The sequence below is a fragment of the Streptomyces sp. NPDC101166 genome, from assembly GCF_044768125.1.
GTDB lineage: Bacteria > Actinomycetota > Actinomycetes > Streptomycetales > Streptomycetaceae > Streptomyces.
In genome coordinates this window covers 202,488-217,300 of the sequence record NZ_JBIWPF010000007.1, presented here as the reverse complement: position 1 = coordinate 217,300, position 14,813 = coordinate 202,488, and the positions used below count along the sequence as shown (strand labels likewise).

Here is a 14,813-nt window from a genome sequence, read left to right as displayed (position 1 = left end):
CTCGGCCGGCCGCTCGCGCGCCGCCGGGGCGTTTCGCGTCCCGGCCGCGTACATCCGGACGGCCTTCGCACGCCCGTCGCACAGTCGTCGCACGAACGGTACTCAGCCCTTCCGGGGCCGCGCAGCCCTCCCCCTGTCCCGGCCGGCACGGCGGAGAGCGCCGCGGACGCCGCCATCGGCGCCCTCACTGGTTGTCCACAGGCCGGCCGGCGAGTTTTCCACAGCGATTGACACCTTACGACGGCCGTCCCACCATGGAATCGCACGGACCGAACGATCGGTCGGGAGAAGCTCGGGCAGAGCCCAAGGTCGAGGGGGACCGCATGGCGACAGCAGCCGCAGCCGCGCACCAGCCGGCCCGCACACAGCAGGACGCACAGGACGGCGCGGTCGCCGAGGAGGCCTACCAGCGCGTCTTCGACGCCGCCGTGTCCGCGGACGAGCGGATCGAGCCGCGCGACTGGATGCCCGACGCCTATCGCGCCACGCTGGTCCGCCAGATCGCCCAGCACGCCCACTCCGAGATCATCGGCATGCAGCCGGAGGCGAACTGGATCACGCGCGCGCCCTCACTACGCCGCAAGGCCATCCTGATGGCGAAGGTCCAGGACGAGGCGGGGCACGGGCTGTACCTGTACAGCGCGGCCGAGACCTTGGGCGTCGGCCGCGACGAACTGCTCGACAAGCTGCACACCGGCCGCCAGAAGTACTCCTCGATCTTCAACTACCCCACGCTGACCTGGGCCGACGTAGGCGCGATCGGCTGGCTGGTGGACGGCGCCGCGATCACCAACCAGGTGCCCCTGTGCCGCTGCTCCTACGGCCCGTACGCGCGGGCGATGGTCCGCATCTGCAAGGAGGAGTCCTTCCACCAGCGCCAGGGGTACGAGCTGCTGCTCGCCCTCAGCCGCGGCACCCCGGAACAGCACGCGATGGCGCAGGACGCGGTCGACCGCTGGTGGTGGCCCTCGCTGATGATGTTCGGCCCGCCCGACGACGAGTCCGCGCACTCCGCGCAGTCGATGGCCTGGAAGATCAAGCGGCACTCCAACGACGAGCTGCGCCAGCGCTTCGTCGACATCTGCGTCCCGCAGGCGGAGTCCCTGGGTCTCACGCTCCCCGACCCGGACCTGAAGTGGAACGAGGAGCGGGGGCACCACGACTTCGGCCCGATCGACTGGACGGAGTTCAAGGAGGTCCTCAAGGGCAACGGCCCGTGCAACGAACAGCGGATCGTCCAGCGCAGGCGGGCGCACGAAGAGGGCGCCTGGGTACGGGAGGCGGCCGCGGCCCACGCGGCCAGGCACAGCGGCGGGGCCACCGGCCGCGGAGCGGGAGTGGAGCAGGCATGACGAACACCGACTGGCCCCTCTGGGAGGTCTTCGTGCGCTCCCGGCGCGGCCTCTCCCACACCCACGCCGGCAGCCTGCACGCGCCGGACGCGGAGTTCGCCCTGCGCAACGCCCGCGACCTGTACACACGGCGCGGCGAGGGCGTCTCGATCTGGGTGGTGCCGTCCACCGCGATCACCGCCTCCTCGCCGGACGAGAAGGACCCGTTCTTCGAGCCGGCCGCGGACAAGCCGTACCGGCACCCGACGTTCTACGAGATCCCGGAAGGGGTGAAGCACCTGTGACCGCGACCGGGAAGACCCTGGCGCCGGGCTCGGTCACGGCGGCGGCCCTCGCCCTGGGCGACGACGCCCTGGTGCTCTCCCACCGGCTGGGGGAGTGGATGGGCCACGCGCCCGTGCTGGAGGAGGAGGTCGCCCTCGCCAACATCGCGCTGGATCTGCTGGGCCAGGCCCGCGTCCTGCTGTCGATGGCCGGCGGCGAGGACGACCTCGCCTACCTGCGCGAGGAACGTGCCTTCCGCAACCTGCAGTTGGTGGAACAGCCCAACGGTGACTTCGCCCACACCATCGCCCGCCAGCTGTACTTCTCCACCTACCAGCACCTGCTGTACGACCGACTGGCCACCGGAGGCGGCCCGTTCGCCCCCCTCGCCGCGAAGGCCGTCAAGGAGGTCGCCTACCACCGCGACCACGCCGAGCAGTGGACGCTGCGGCTCGGTGACGGCACCGAGCTCAGCCATGAGCGGATGCGGCGGGCCTGCACGGCGCTGTGGCGGTTCACCGGTGAGCTGTTCCAGCCCGTGGAAGGCGTCGACGCCGACCTGACGACCCTGGAAGCGGCCTGGCTGGAATCGGTCGGGGACGTTCTGCGCCGGGCGGGGCTCCCCCTGCCCGAGGGCGCGCGCACCGGGGCGTGGAGCGCCGGCGCGGGCCGCCAGGGTGTGCACACCGAGTCCTTCGGTCGGATGCTCGCCGAGATGCAGCACCTGCACCGCAGCCACCCGGGGGCGTCATGGTGACCCTCACACCGCTGGAAGCGGAACTCCTCGCCGTCGCCGGGTCGGTGCCCGACCCCGAACTGCCCGTCCTCACCCTTCAGGAGCTCGGCGTGGTGCGCGCGGTGCACGTACGCGACGCGGACGCCGTGGAGGTCGAGCTGACCCCGACCTACACCGGCTGCCCGGCCGTGGAGGCGATGTCCGACGACATCGAGCGGGTGCTGCGCGAGCACGGCGTGCGCGAGGTCACCGTGCGCACGGTGCTCACGCCCGCCTGGTCCACGGACGACATCTCCGCCGAAGGCCGCCGCAAACTCAGGGCGTTCGGCATCGCGCCCCCACGCACCCGGACGACGGCGGAGCCGGTCGCCCTGTCCCTCGGCCCGACCCGCACGACCAGCGGGGCGGACCCGGACGACGCCCCGGTGCGCTGCCCGCACTGCGGCAGTGCCGACACCGAACTGCTCAGCCGGTTCTCCTCGACCGCCTGCAAGGCACTGCGCCGTTGCCTCGCCTGCCGTGAACCCTTCGACCACTTCAAGGAGTTGTGATGGCCCGCTTCCACCCGCTCCCCGTGGCCGCGGTGGACCGGCTCACCGACGACTCCGTCGCCCTCACCTTCGCGGTCCCCGCCGCCCTGCGCGCGGAGTACCGGCACACGCCGGGCCAGCACCTCGCCCTGCGGCGACGGGTCGACGGGACCGAGGTCCGGCGGACGTACTCGATCTGCTCCCCCGCGCCCGGCCCCGGCGGCGACGGCCCACGCACCCTGCGGGTGGGAGTGCGGCTGGTCGACGGCGGCGCCTTCTCGACGTACGCGCTCAAGGAGATCGCCGTCGGCGACGAGCTGGAGGTGATGACGCCGGCGGGCCGGTTCACCCTCGACCCCGCGCCCGGTCTGTACGCGGCCGTCGTGGGCGGCAGCGGCATCACCCCGGTGCTGTCGATCGTCTCGACCCTGCTCGCGCGCGAACCCGCCGCCCGGTTCTGTCTGATCCGCAGCGACCGGACGGCCGCCTCGACGATGTTCCTGGACGAGGTCGCCGATCTGAAGGACCGCTACCCGGAGCGGTTGCAGCTGGTCACCGTCCTCTCCCGGGAGGAACAGCAGGCCGGGCTGCCGTCCGGGCGACTGGACCGGGAGCGGCTGGCGGGCCTGCTGCCGTCACTGCTGCCCGTGGCGGACGTGGCCGGATGGTTCCTGTGCGGGCCTTTCGGACTGGTCCAGGGCGCGGAACAGGCGCTGCGGGAGATCGGCGTCCCCCGCTCCCGCATCCACGAGGAGATCTTCCACGTGGACGTCACAGCGGCGGCGCCCGGCGCGACGGCGGGCGCTCCCGCGCACAGCACCGTGACCGCCCGTCTCGACGGCCGCGGCGGCAGCTGGGCCGTGCGGGAAGGGGAGTCGCTGCTGGAGACGGTCCTCCGCAACCGCCCCGACGCCCCCTACGCCTGCAAGGGCGGGGTGTGCGGCACGTGCCGGGCCTTCCTGGTCTCCGGCGAGGTCCGCATGAACCGCAACTTCGCCCTGGAGCCGGAGGAGACGGAGGCGGGTTATGTCCTGGCGTGCCAGTCTCATCCGCTGACCGAGGCGGTGGAGGTCGACTTCGACCGCTGAGCGAGGGTGAACCCGGGCCGACGGCGGGAGGACCGTTCCCTTCTTCTAGAACCTGTTCTATCTTGACGCTCCGTCAGATCAGCTGACCCGTCGGGAGGACAGGCCGTGGACTTCACCTTCACCGAGGAGCAGCAGGCGGCGGCCGAGGCCGCGCGGGGAGTCTTCGCCGACGTCGCCCCCGACGCCGTCCCCAGCCCCGCGCTCACCAGGGGCGGAGCCGTGGCCGACCACTTCGACCGCGCGCTCTGGGAGAAGCTCGCCGGCACGGACCTGCTCGGCCTGCTGCTCGACGAGGAGTACGGCGGGGCCGGCCTGGACGCCATCGCCCTGTGCCTGGTGCTGCGCGAGTCGGCGAAGTCGCTGGCGCGGGTGCCGCTCCTGGAGAGCAGCGCGGCCGCTGCGGCCGTACAGGCCCACGGCACCGCCGAGGCACAGGCTGAGCTGCTCGCCCGGACGGGCCGCGGCGAGGTCGTGCTGACCGTCGCCGCACACGGCCGCACCGGCCACGACGCGGCCGAACTCGCCGTCACCGCACGGCAGGACAGGGACACCTGGGTCCTGGACGGAGTGCAGACGGCGGTGCCATGGGCCTACGACGCCGACTTCGTGCTCGTCCCCGCCCGCACCGGCGACGACCGCAGCGTTCTCGCCCTGGTCCCCCGCGGACACGAGGGCAGCACGCTCGCCGAACAGATCTCCACCACCGGCGAACGACTCGGGGAACTGCGCCTCGACTCCGCCCGGATCCCCGCCCGGCACATCATCACCGCCGACGGCGCCTGGGAGGACCTGCGCGCACTGCTGACCACCGGGACCTGCGCGCTGGCGCTCGGACTGGGCGAACGCGTCCTGGCGATGACGAGCGACTACGCGGCGAAAAGGGAGCAGTTCGGGCATCCGATCGCCACGTTCCAGGCGGTCGCCGTACAGGCGGCCGATCGTTACATCGACCTGCGCGCGATGGAGGTCACCCTGTGGCAGGCCGCCTGGCGGCTCACCTCGGGCGCGTCCGGCGCGCTCCCAGCCTCCGGCGACATCGCTGTGGCCAAGATCTGGGCCTCGGAGGGCGTACGACGCGTCGTGCAGACCGCGCAGCATCTGCACGGCGGCTTCGGCGCGGACGTCGACTACCCGCTGCACCGCTACCACGCCTGGGCCAAGCACCTGGAGCTGTCCCTCGGCCCCGCCGCGGCCCACGAGGAGGCTCTGGGCGACCTGCTGGCCGCCCACCCCCTCGGCTGACCGTCGCCGGGGACGGGTGAAACGGCTCCCGTCAGAGGACGAAGCCCGGCCGGTCCTCGTCGGAGACGACCGGGCGGCCGGCGGCGGCCCAGTGCTGCATGCCGCCGTCGACGTTCACGGCGTCGATGCCCTGCTGCACGAGGTACATGGTGACCTGCGCCGACCGGCCACCGGAGCGGCAGATCACATGAACCCGCCCGTCCTGGGGAGCCGCCTCGGTCAGCTCGCCGTACCGGGCGACGAACTCGCTGATGGGGATGTGCAGCGCCCCCTCGGCGTGGCCCGCCTTCCACTCGTCGTCCTCACGGACGTCCAGCAGGAAGTCGCCGTCCTTGACGTCGCCGACCTCGACCGTGGGCACACCAGCTCCGAAACTCATGGCCCCGACGCTACCGGACGGCGCCACCCGAGCAGCCCGCCGGCGCTACCCGACCAGCCCCGCCAGCTCGGCCTCCCTCTTGGCGACCTCGGCCAGCAGCTGGTCGGCGATCTCGTCGAGCAGGCGGTCGGGGTCCTCCGGAGCCAGCCGCAGCATCGAGCCGATCGCGCCGTCCTCCAGCTCGCGCGCGACCAGCGCCAGCATCTCCTTGCGCTCCGCGAGCCATTCGAGGCGGGCGTACAGCTCTTCGCTCGGGCTCGGACGCCGCTCCGGCGGCACCGGACCGGCCGCCCACTCCGCGGCCAGCTCACGCAGCAGGCCCTCGTCGCCCCGGGCATAGGCGGCGTTCACGCGGGTGATGAACTCCTCGCGCCGCGCCCGCTCCGCGTCCTCCTGCGCCAGGTCGGGGTGCGCCTTGCGGGCCAGCTCCCGGTAGAGCTTGCGGGCCTCGTCGCTGGGGCGCACCCGCTCCGGAGGCCGCACCGACTGGTCCGTGAGCATCGCCGCGGCCTCGTCGAACAGCCCCTGACCGTCCATCCAGCCGTGGAACAGCTCCTCCACTCCGGGCATCGGCAGCACCCGGGCCCGCGCCTCGGCCGCCTTGCGCCGATCCTCGGGATCACCGCTGCGTTCCGCCCTCGCCTCGGCTATCTGCGCCTCCAGCTCGTCGAGCCTGGCGTACATGGGACCGAGTCTTTGGTGGTGGAGCCGCGAGAAGTTCTCGACCTCGACGCGGAAGGTCTCCACCGCGATCTCGAACTCGATCAGCGCCTGCTCAGCGGCCCGCACGGCCTGCTCCAGCCGCTCCTCGGGCCGCGCCTGCTCAGCTTCGGGGGTCGTCACCAGACCAGCGTAGGCCAAGCGGGAAGCCCCCACGGAAGCCCAGCCCCACCCACCCCGGCACCTGCCGGCCACGCCGACGCCTCACGCCGGCGCCCGGCGGGCAACCCGACGTCTCACGCCGGCGAAGGCCCGCTCCCCCCTGCCTCACACCCCCGTCTCCGCCGCGACCCGTCCCTCCCGTACCGCCCGCACCAGGTCCGCGTGATCGGCTTCCGTGCGGTCGGCGTAGGCGACGGCGAACGTCGCGATCGCCTCGTCCAGTTCCTCGTTCTTGCCGCAGTAGCCGGCGATCAGGCGCGGGTCGGCGCTGTGGGAGTGGGCACGGGCCAGGAGCGCGCCCGTCATCCGGCCGTAGTCGTCGACCTGGTCGGCCGCGAGGGCGGCGGGATCGACGCTGCCCTTGCGGTTGCGGAACTGACGCACCTGGAACGGCAGTCCGTCGACCGTCGTCCAGCCCAGCAGAACGTCACTGACGACCTGCATCCGCTTCTGGCCGAGGACCACCCGGCGCCCCTCGTGCTCGACGCCCGGCGCGTCGAAGCCGGCGGTCAGCAGATGCGGGACCAGGGCGGAGGCCCTCGCCTCCTTCACCTGGAGGACCAGCGGCTCGCCGCGATGGTCCAGCAGCAGCACGACGTAGGACCGCGTGCCCACGCTGCCCGTGCCGACGATGCGGAAGGCGACGTCGTGCACCGCGTACCGGGCGAGCAGCGGATGGCGGTCCTCCGGCACCGTGGTCAGATACGCCTCCAGGGAGGCCGCCACCGCGGCCGCCTCGCCGTCCGGGACGCGCCGCAGCACCGGCGGAGCGTCGACGAAGCGGTACCCGCCCTCCGCCGTCGGCTCGGTCGACTTCGCCGCGAACCGCCCGCTGGTGTTGGCCCGCGCCTTCTCGGACACCCGCTCCAGAGTGCCCAGCAGGTCATGGGCGTCGGCGTGGGAGACCAACTCCTCGTCGGCGATGGCGTTCCACGCGTCCAGCACGGGCAGCTTGGCCAACAGGCGCATGGTGCGGCGGTAGGCGCCCGCGGCGTCATGGGCGGCCTTGCGGCAGGTGTCCTCGTCGGCGCCGGCCTCCCGGCCCGCGAGCACCAGGGAGGCCGCGAGCCGCTTGAGGTCCCACTCCCAGGGGCCGTGAACCGTCTCGTCGAAGTCGTTCAGGTCGATGACGAGATCACCGCGCGCGTCGCCGTACAGGCCGAAGTTGGCCGCGTGGGCGTCACCGCAGATCTGGGCGCGGACGCCGGTCATGGGGGTACGGACGAGGTCGTGGGCCATGAGGCCGGCCGAGCCGCGCAGGAACGCGAAAGGCGTCGCCGCCATCCTGCCCACCCTTATCGGCGTCAGCTCGGGCAGACGGCCCCGGTTGGACTCCTCGACCGCCTCCACCGCGCTCGGGCGGGATGCGTCGGCGTCCAGCCCCGCGTGCGCGGACCGCGCCACCCGCTCCCGAAGTGCCTTGCCCTCGGCCTTGGGCGCCCCGGCGGAGGGCCACTGCGCGAACCCGCGCACCCGGGGAAGCCGGCGACGACCGCCGAGGGATTCCGCCGCCCCCGCGACGTCCTCGCCCACAACTCCCGCGCCCGCAGCCTCACCCGCGGCACCGCTGACCCCAGCCTCGGTCATCACGACCGCCTCCCCCGCACCCGCGCCGAACATCAACTCGTGCCGACCGTACAGTCGCTGGCCGAAACCCGTCAGACCCTGTGGACAACTTCGCGACCGCACGGACGACGCTCACCCGTGAGATACCTCACGCGTCCCGACCGATCCCGGGCATGCGAAAGCCCCGCAGGTCCGAGACCTACGGGGCTTTCAGCTGTGCGCGAGGGGGGAGTTGAACCCCCACGCCCTTGCGGGCACTGGAACCTGAATCCAGCGCGTCTGCCTATTCCGCCACCCGCGCATTGGGTGTGTCCTCGGGCTTGTGGGCTTTTCGGCCTGCCGCCTTCCGACATGCAGAACATTAGCACGGAGGGAAGGGTGCGTTCACATCCCTTGTTCCCGGGCAGGGGACACCGCAGGAAAGCGCGCGGCATCCTCCCTACGTATCGGCGACGACCGGTTCACGTATCAACCTCGTACCTATGGCGACCGTCTCCCCGGGAGAAGGCGGAGGTCCACAGTCGGGTGCGGGACACTGGTCCTCAGCCGCCTCTACGATCCTGGGCGGAAGCAGACGCGCAAGCCGCGGCGGGAGCCGAAGCGGAAGCCGAGGCGCCACCGACGCCGAGGCGGCGGCCGAGGCCCCCGTCGACACCTGTCGGCGGGGCCGACAGGGGGAACCAGCCGATTCACCGGCGCGTGGATACGATCAGTAAGCAGTACCAGGTAAGCAGCAGGGCGCAGGACAGCAGTACCAGCGACGGAGGAGGTGCCCCATGGGAGTCCTGAAGAAGTTCGAGCAGCGTCTCGAGGGTCTGGTCAACGGCACCTTCGCCAAGGTGTTCAAGTCCGAGGTCCAGCCCGTGGAGATCGCGGGAGCGCTCCAGCGGGAGTGCGACAACAACGCCACGATCTGGAACCGCGACCGCACCGTCGTACCCAATGACTTCATCGTGGAGCTGAGCACTCCGGACTTCGAGCGGCTCAGCCCCTACTCCGGCCAGCTCGGCGACGAGCTCGCCGGCATGGTGCGCGACTACGCCAAGCAGCAGCGCTACACCTTCATGGGGCCGATCAAGGTCAACCTTGAGAAGGCGGACGACCTCGACACCGGCCTGTACCGGGTGCGCAGCCGTACGCTCGCCTCCTCCAGCAGCCAGCAGGCGCCGGAGAGCGCGCCCTCCGGCGGCCGGCAGCGGCCCGGCGGCTACGGCTACCCGCCCGCCGGCGCGTCCGCCGCTCCCCCCATGCCGTCCTCACCGCCGCCCGGCGGCCGTCCCGGCGGCTACGGCTACCCGCCCGCCGCGGGCGGCCAGCGGTCCGGCGGCGGCCCGGCCGGCGCCCCGGCGCCCGGCTCACGCACCCGCCACTGGATCGAGATCAACGGCACCCGCCACCAGATCTCCGGCTCGACGCTCGTGCTCGGCCGCAGCACCGAGGCCGACGTGCGGATCGACGACCCCGGCGTCTCCCGCCGGCACTGCGAGATCCGGACCGGAACGCCCTCGACGATCCAGGATCTCGGATCCACCAACGGCATCGTGGTGGACGGGCAGCACACCACCCGCGCTACGCTCCGCGACGGCTCGCGGATCGTCGTGGGCAGCACCACCATCATTTACCGGCAAGCCGAAGGGTGAAGCGGGGGCAATGTCAGAGCTGACCCTCACGGTCATGCGGCTGGGTTTCCTGGCCGTACTGTGGCTGTTCGTGATCGTGGCCGTGCAGGTCATCCGCAGCGACCTGTTCGGTACGCGTGTCACCCAGCGCGGCGCGCGCCGGGAGGCCGCACGCCCGCAGCAGCAGGCCGCCCAGCGCCAGGCGCCCCCGCAGCAGCGCCAGCAGCCCGCCTCCGGCGGCCGCCGGGGCCGTAACGCCCCGACGAAGCTCGTCGTGTCGGAGGGCACCCTCACCGGCACGACCGTCGCGCTCCAGGGCCAGACCATCACGCTGGGCCGCGCCCACGACAGCACCATCGTGCTGGACGACGACTACGCCTCCAGCCGCCATGCCAGGATCTACCCGGACCGCGACGGCCAGTGGATCGTCGAGGACCTCGGCTCCACCAACGGCACGTACCTCGACCGGACGCGGCTGACGACTCCCACACCGATCCCGCTGGGCGCGCCGATCCGTATCGGCAAGACCGTCATCGAGCTGCGGAAGTAGTGCTACATCATGAGTGAGCGCGAGCGGAGCGAGCACGCAGCGGCGGCCGGCACCCCGGGCCCCGGCGCGCTCCCGACCGGAGGGTGGGCAGTGTGGCTCGACACGACCGGCTGTACCCGGGGCCGACGGGCGAGGTGGGCATGAGTCTGTCACTGCGCTTCGCCGCCGGATCGCACAAGGGGATGATCCGGGAGGGCAACGAGGACTCCGGTTACGCCGGTCCGCGCCTGCTCGCCATCGCCGACGGCATGGGCGGCGCCGCCGCCGGTGAGGTCGCCTCCTCCGAGGCCATCTCCACCATCGTCGCCCTCGACGACGACGTCCCCGGCTCCGACGTCCTCACCTCGCTCGGTACGGCCGTCCAGCGCGCCAACGACCAGCTGCGCTCCCTGGTCGAGGAGGACCCCCAGCTCGAGGGCATGGGCACGACGCTGACCGCCCTGCTGTGGACCGGTCAGCGGCTCGGCCTGGTCCACGTCGGCGACTCGCGCGCGTACCTGCTGCGCGACGGCCTGCTGACCCAGATCACCCAGGACCACACCTGGGTGCAGCGCCTCGTCGACGAGGGCCGGATCACCGAGGAAGAGGCCACCACCCACCCCCAGCGCTCCCTGCTGATGCGCGCGCTGGGCAGCGGCGAGCATGTCGAGCCCGACCTGTCGATCCGCGAGGTCCGGGCCGGCGACCGCTATCTGATCTGCTCCGACGGCCTGTCCGGCGTCGTCTCCCACCAGACGCTCGAGGACACCCTCGCCAGCTACCAGGGACCGCAGGAGACCGTGCAGGAGCTGATCCAGCTCGCGCTGCGCGGCGGCGGCCCCGACAACATCACCGTCATCGTCGCCGACGTCCTCGACCTGGACACCGGCGACACCCTGGCCGGCCATCTGTCGGACACCCCGGTCGTGGTCGGCGCGGTCGCCGAGAACCAGCACCAGCTGCACGACAACGGCATCATGCAGACCCCGGCCGGCCGCGCCTCCGGCCTCGGCCGCCAGGGCCGCCACAGCCGCGGCCAAGGGCAGGGCGGCGGCGAGTTCGGCCCGCCCGGCTCCGACAACGACATCACCGGCTTCATCCCCACCGACGGCTTCGGCGACTACACCGACGAGGACTTCGCCAAGCCCCGCAAGAGCCGCAGGTGGCTGAAGAGATCCCTGTACGGCGGCCTCGCGCTCGCCGTCATCGGCGGCGGGCTGTACGGCGGCTGGCGCTGGACGCAGACGCAGTACTACGTCGGCGCCAAGGGCGAGCACGTCGCGCTGTACCGGGGCATCAGCCAGGACCTCGCATGGGTCTCGCTCTCGAAGGTCGAGAAGGACCACCCCGAGATCGAACTCAAGTACCTCCCCGAGTACCAGCGCAAACTGGTCGAGGCCACGATCGCCGAGGGCAACCTGCCCGCGGCCAGCAAGAAGATCGACGAACTGGCCGTCCAGGCCGCCGCGTGCAAGAAGCAGGCGGCCTCGCCCGCCGCCCGTAGCAGCGCCAAGACGGGCGAGGCCAAGGGAACCACTCCCTCCTCCCTCACGTCCAAGGCGACACCGAGCCCTTCGGTGTCCGCGTCCCCGTCCACATCCGCGACCGCCACTCCCAGCCCCGGCCCCAGCCTCTCGGAGGAAGAGCAGAAGGTCGTCTCGCTGTGCGGTAAGCAGTAGGCAAGCCGTGAGAGGCCCCGTCACACCATGAGCAGTACACCCAACTCGCCGACGCACCACACGTCCACGATCGGCTCCATCGGCACCCCGAGCCGGCGCAACACCGAGCTCGCGCTGCTGGTGTTCGCCGTCGTCATCCCGGTGTTCGCCTACGCCAACGTGGGCCTCGCGATCAACGAGCAGGTCCCCTCCGGGCTGCTCGCCTACGGCCTGGGCCTCGGCCTGCTGGCCGGGGTCGCCCACCTCGTGGTGCGCAGGTTCGCCCCGTACGCCGACCCGCTGCTGCTGCCCCTGGCGACCCTGCTGAACGGGCTCGGCCTGGTCGCCATCTGGCGGCTGGACCAGTCGAGACTCCTCCAGCAGATCAAGCAGGCCGGTGGCGCCGCACCGCGGCAGCTGATGTACACGGCGCTCGGCATCGCGCTGTTCCTCGTCGTCATCATCTTCCTGAAGGACCACCGGGTCCTCCAGCGCTACACCTACATCTCCATGGTCGGCGCGCTGGTCCTGCTGCTGCTCCCGCTGGTCCCGGGTCTCGGCCTGAACGTCTACGGCGCCAAGATCTGGATCCAGATCGGCAGCTTCACCATCCAGCCCGGTGAGTTCGCGAAGATCGCCCTCGCGGTGTTCTTCGCCGGCTACCTCATGGTCAAACGCGACGCGCTCGCCCTGGCCAGCCGCCGCTTCCTCGGTCTGTACCTGCCGCGCGGCCGTGACCTGGGCCCGATCCTGGTCGTCTGGTTCATCTCGATCCTGATCCTGGTCTTCGAGACCGACCTGGGCACCTCGCTGCTGTTCTTCGGAATGTTCGTCATCATGCTGTACGTCGCCACCGAGCGGACCAGCTGGATCGTCTTCGGTCTGCTGATGTCCTCGGTCGGCGCCGTCGGCGTGGCCAGCTTCGAACCGCACGTCCAGCAGCGCGTCCAGGCCTGGCTCGACCCGATGAAGGAGTACACGCTCTCCCGCCAGGACGTCGCCGGACACTCCGAGCAGGCCATGCAGGCGCTGTGGGCGTTCGGCTCCGGCGGCACCCTCGGCACCGGCTGGGGCCAAGGCCACTCCGAGCTGATCCGCTTCGCCGCCAACTCCGACTTCATCCTCGCCACCTTCGGCGAGGAGCTGGGCCTGGCCGGCATCATGGCGCTGCTGCTGCTGTACGGCCTGATCGTGGAGCGCGGCGTGCGCACCGCCCTCGCCGCCCGCGACCCGTTCGGCAAGCTGCTCGCCATCGGCCTCTCCGGCGCCTTCGCCCTCCAGGTGTTCGTCGTCGCCGGCGGTGTGATGGGCCTCATCCCGCTCACCGGTATGACGATGCCGTTCCTGGCGTACGGCGGTTCCTCCGTCATCGCCAACTGGGCGCTGATCGGCATCCTGATCAGGATCAGCGACACCGCGCGCCGACCGGCCCCGGCTCCCACCTCCAACCCCGACGCCGAGATGACCCAGGTGGTCCGCCCGTCATGAACAAGCCCCTGCGCCGGATCGCGGTTTTCTGCGGACTGCTGGTCCTCACCCTGCTCGTACGCGTCAACTACCTGCAGTACGTCAAGGCCGACTCGCTCGCCGACGACAGCGAGAACCGCCGCGTCAACATCGAGCGCTACGCCACCCCGCGCGGCGACATCATCGTCGACGGCAAGGCCATCACCGGCTCGGTGGAGACCACCAGCGGCGACTACAAGTTCAAGCGCACCTGGTCGAACGGCGCCATGTGGGCCCCGGTGACCGGCTACTCCTCGCAGGCCTTCGGCGCCAACCAGCTGGAGAAGCTCGAGGACGACTTTCTGACCGGCACCGACGACCGGCTCTTCTTCCGCAACACGCTCGACATGCTCACGGGCAAGGAGAAGGCGGGCGGCAGCGTCGTCACCACCCTCAGCGGCGCCGCGCAGAAGGCCGCGTTCGAGGGCCTGGGCAACAAGAAGGGCGCCGTCGCCGCGATCGAGCCGTCCACCGGCAAGATCCTCGCGCTGGTCTCCACGCCGTCGTACGACCCGTCGAAGTTCGCCGGCACGTCCGACGCGGACGCGAAGGCCTGGAACGCGGTCCAGAAGAAGAACAACCCCGACGACCCGACGCTCAACCGGGCGCTGCGCGAGACGTACCCGCCGGGCTCCACCTTCAAGGTGGTCACCGCGGCCGCCGCGCTGGAGAACGGCGTGGTCAAGGGCATCGACGACCCGACCGACGCCCCGGACCCCTACAAGCTCCCGCAGTCGTCCACGCCGCTCACCAACGAGCACGGCGAGTGCAAGAACGCCAACCTGCGCTACGCGCTCATGGTGTCCTGCAACACCGTCTTCGCGAAGATGGCCGACAACGTCGGCAACGAGAAGATGATCGAGCAGGCGACCAAGTTCGGCTACAACAACAAGGAGCTGGACACCCCGGTCCGCGCCGCCCAGAGCGTGTACCCCGAGGACAACCAGCCGCAGAACGCCCTGGACGGCATCGGCCAGGCCTCCAACCGCGCCACCCCGCTGCAGATGGCCATGGTCGCCTCCGCGGTCGCCAACGACGGCAAGCTGATGAAGCCGTACATGGTCGACCAGCTCAAGGCGCCGGACCTGGACACCCTCACCACGACCCAGCCCGAGCAGCTGTCCCAGGCCGTGTCCCCGGAGACCGCGCAGAAGCTCCGCGACATGATGGAGACGGTCGTCAACGACCCGCAGGGCACGGGCGGCAAGGCGAAGATCCCCGGGGTGAAGGTCGGCGGCAAGACCGGCACGGCCCAGCACGGCCTCAACAACAGCGAGAAGCCGTACGCGTGGTTCATCTCCTATGCGAAGCTTCCGGACGGCAGCGCGCCGGTCGCGGTGGCGGTGGTCGTCGAGGACGGTTCGGCCAACCGTGACGACATCAGCGGCGGTGGTCTGGCCGGTCCGATCGCCAGGGACGTGATGAAGGCAGTCATCGACAGCAAGAAGTGACCCCGATCACG

At 71.4% G+C, this 14,813-nt stretch carries 14 protein-coding genes and 1 tRNA gene; 11 read left to right on the top strand and 4 right to left on the bottom strand.

Features of this window, described 5'->3' with window-relative positions:
- The first annotated feature begins 323 nt into the window (after positions 1 to 323).
- The 6 genes from paaA to ACIRS4_RS15355 all read left to right on the top strand — a co-directional run bounded on the left by paaA (position 324) and on the right by ACIRS4_RS15355 (position 5,212).
- Entirely contained in the window at positions 324 to 1,352 is a 1,029-nt protein-coding gene (paaA, locus tag ACIRS4_RS15380; protein WP_404195173.1) for a 1,2-phenylacetyl-CoA epoxidase subunit PaaA, read from the top strand.
- The gene (paaB, locus tag ACIRS4_RS15375) at positions 1,349 to 1,636 is read left to right on the top strand and encodes a 1,2-phenylacetyl-CoA epoxidase subunit PaaB (RefSeq protein ID WP_130439069.1); all 288 of its coding nucleotides are present in this window, start codon (positions 1,349 to 1,351) and stop codon (positions 1,634 to 1,636) included. The genes paaA and paaB overlap by 4 nt, the downstream gene beginning before the upstream one ends.
- Positions 1,633 to 2,373 (top strand): 1,2-phenylacetyl-CoA epoxidase subunit PaaC, encoded by a 741-nt coding sequence (paaC, locus tag ACIRS4_RS15370; RefSeq protein ID WP_404195170.1) that lies wholly within the window; start codon positions 1,633 to 1,635, stop codon positions 2,371 to 2,373. Before paaB ends, paaC begins: the two co-directional genes overlap by 4 nt.
- Entirely contained in the window at positions 2,367 to 2,903 is a 537-nt protein-coding gene (gene paaD / locus ACIRS4_RS15365) for a 1,2-phenylacetyl-CoA epoxidase subunit PaaD (protein WP_404195167.1), read from the top strand. Before paaC ends, paaD begins: the two co-directional genes overlap by 7 nt.
- Positions 2,903 to 3,970: a 2Fe-2S iron-sulfur cluster-binding protein gene (locus ACIRS4_RS15360; protein ID WP_404195164.1), complete on the top strand. Its 1,068-nt coding sequence runs from the start codon at positions 2,903 to 2,905 to the stop codon at positions 3,968 to 3,970. Before paaD ends, ACIRS4_RS15360 begins: the two co-directional genes overlap by 1 nt.
- A 105-nt stretch (positions 3,971 to 4,075) precedes the next feature.
- Positions 4,076 to 5,212 (top strand): acyl-CoA dehydrogenase family protein, encoded by a 1,137-nt coding sequence (locus ACIRS4_RS15355; protein WP_404195162.1) that lies wholly within the window; start codon positions 4,076 to 4,078, stop codon positions 5,210 to 5,212.
- Positions 5,213 to 5,243: 31 nt separating this feature from the next.
- Here the strand turns inward: ACIRS4_RS15355 and ACIRS4_RS15350 are convergent, their stop codons facing one another.
- From ACIRS4_RS15350 to ACIRS4_RS15335, 4 genes are all read right to left on the bottom strand, one after another.
- Positions 5,244 to 5,573: a rhodanese-like domain-containing protein gene (locus tag ACIRS4_RS15350; RefSeq protein ID WP_404195506.1), complete on the bottom strand. Its 330-nt coding sequence runs from the start codon at positions 5,571 to 5,573 to the stop codon at positions 5,244 to 5,246.
- 63 nt (positions 5,574 to 5,636) lie between these two features.
- The gene (locus tag ACIRS4_RS15345) at positions 5,637 to 6,434 is read right to left on the bottom strand and encodes a hypothetical protein (RefSeq protein WP_404195160.1); all 798 of its coding nucleotides are present in this window, start codon (positions 6,432 to 6,434) and stop codon (positions 5,637 to 5,639) included.
- Between the two features lie 144 nt (positions 6,435 to 6,578).
- Complete coding sequence (locus ACIRS4_RS15340) at positions 6,579 to 8,060, bottom strand: DUF2252 domain-containing protein (protein WP_404195158.1); 1,482 nt, start codon at positions 8,058 to 8,060, stop codon at positions 6,579 to 6,581.
- 196 nt (positions 8,061 to 8,256) lie between these two features.
- Positions 8,257 to 8,340: transfer RNA gene (locus ACIRS4_RS15335), tRNA-Leu, on the bottom strand.
- A gap of 475 nt (positions 8,341 to 8,815) precedes the next feature.
- Here ACIRS4_RS15335 and ACIRS4_RS15330 point away from each other — a divergent pair.
- From ACIRS4_RS15330 to ACIRS4_RS15310, 5 genes are all read left to right on the top strand, one after another.
- Positions 8,816 to 9,679: an FhaA domain-containing protein gene (locus ACIRS4_RS15330; RefSeq protein WP_404195155.1), complete on the top strand. Its 864-nt coding sequence runs from the start codon at positions 8,816 to 8,818 to the stop codon at positions 9,677 to 9,679.
- Between the two features lie 10 nt (positions 9,680 to 9,689).
- Positions 9,690 to 10,208 carry an FHA domain-containing protein gene (locus ACIRS4_RS15325; protein WP_403808051.1) on the top strand — a complete coding sequence of 173 codons (519 nt, stop codon included), beginning with the start codon at positions 9,690 to 9,692 and terminating at the stop codon, positions 10,206 to 10,208.
- Between the two features lie 140 nt (positions 10,209 to 10,348).
- A complete protein-coding gene (locus ACIRS4_RS15320) occupies positions 10,349 to 11,866 on the top strand; it encodes a Stp1/IreP family PP2C-type Ser/Thr phosphatase (protein WP_404195153.1) in 1,518 nt (505 codons plus the stop codon).
- 27 nt (positions 11,867 to 11,893) lie between these two features.
- A complete protein-coding gene (locus tag ACIRS4_RS15315) occupies positions 11,894 to 13,333 on the top strand; it encodes an FtsW/RodA/SpoVE family cell cycle protein (RefSeq protein ID WP_404195150.1) in 1,440 nt (479 codons plus the stop codon).
- Positions 13,330 to 14,802, top strand: a complete 1,473-nt coding sequence (locus ACIRS4_RS15310; RefSeq protein WP_404195148.1) for a peptidoglycan D,D-transpeptidase FtsI family protein — start codon at positions 13,330 to 13,332, stop codon at positions 14,800 to 14,802. The genes ACIRS4_RS15315 and ACIRS4_RS15310 overlap by 4 nt, the downstream gene beginning before the upstream one ends.
- Positions 14,803 to 14,813 lie beyond the last annotated feature (11 nt).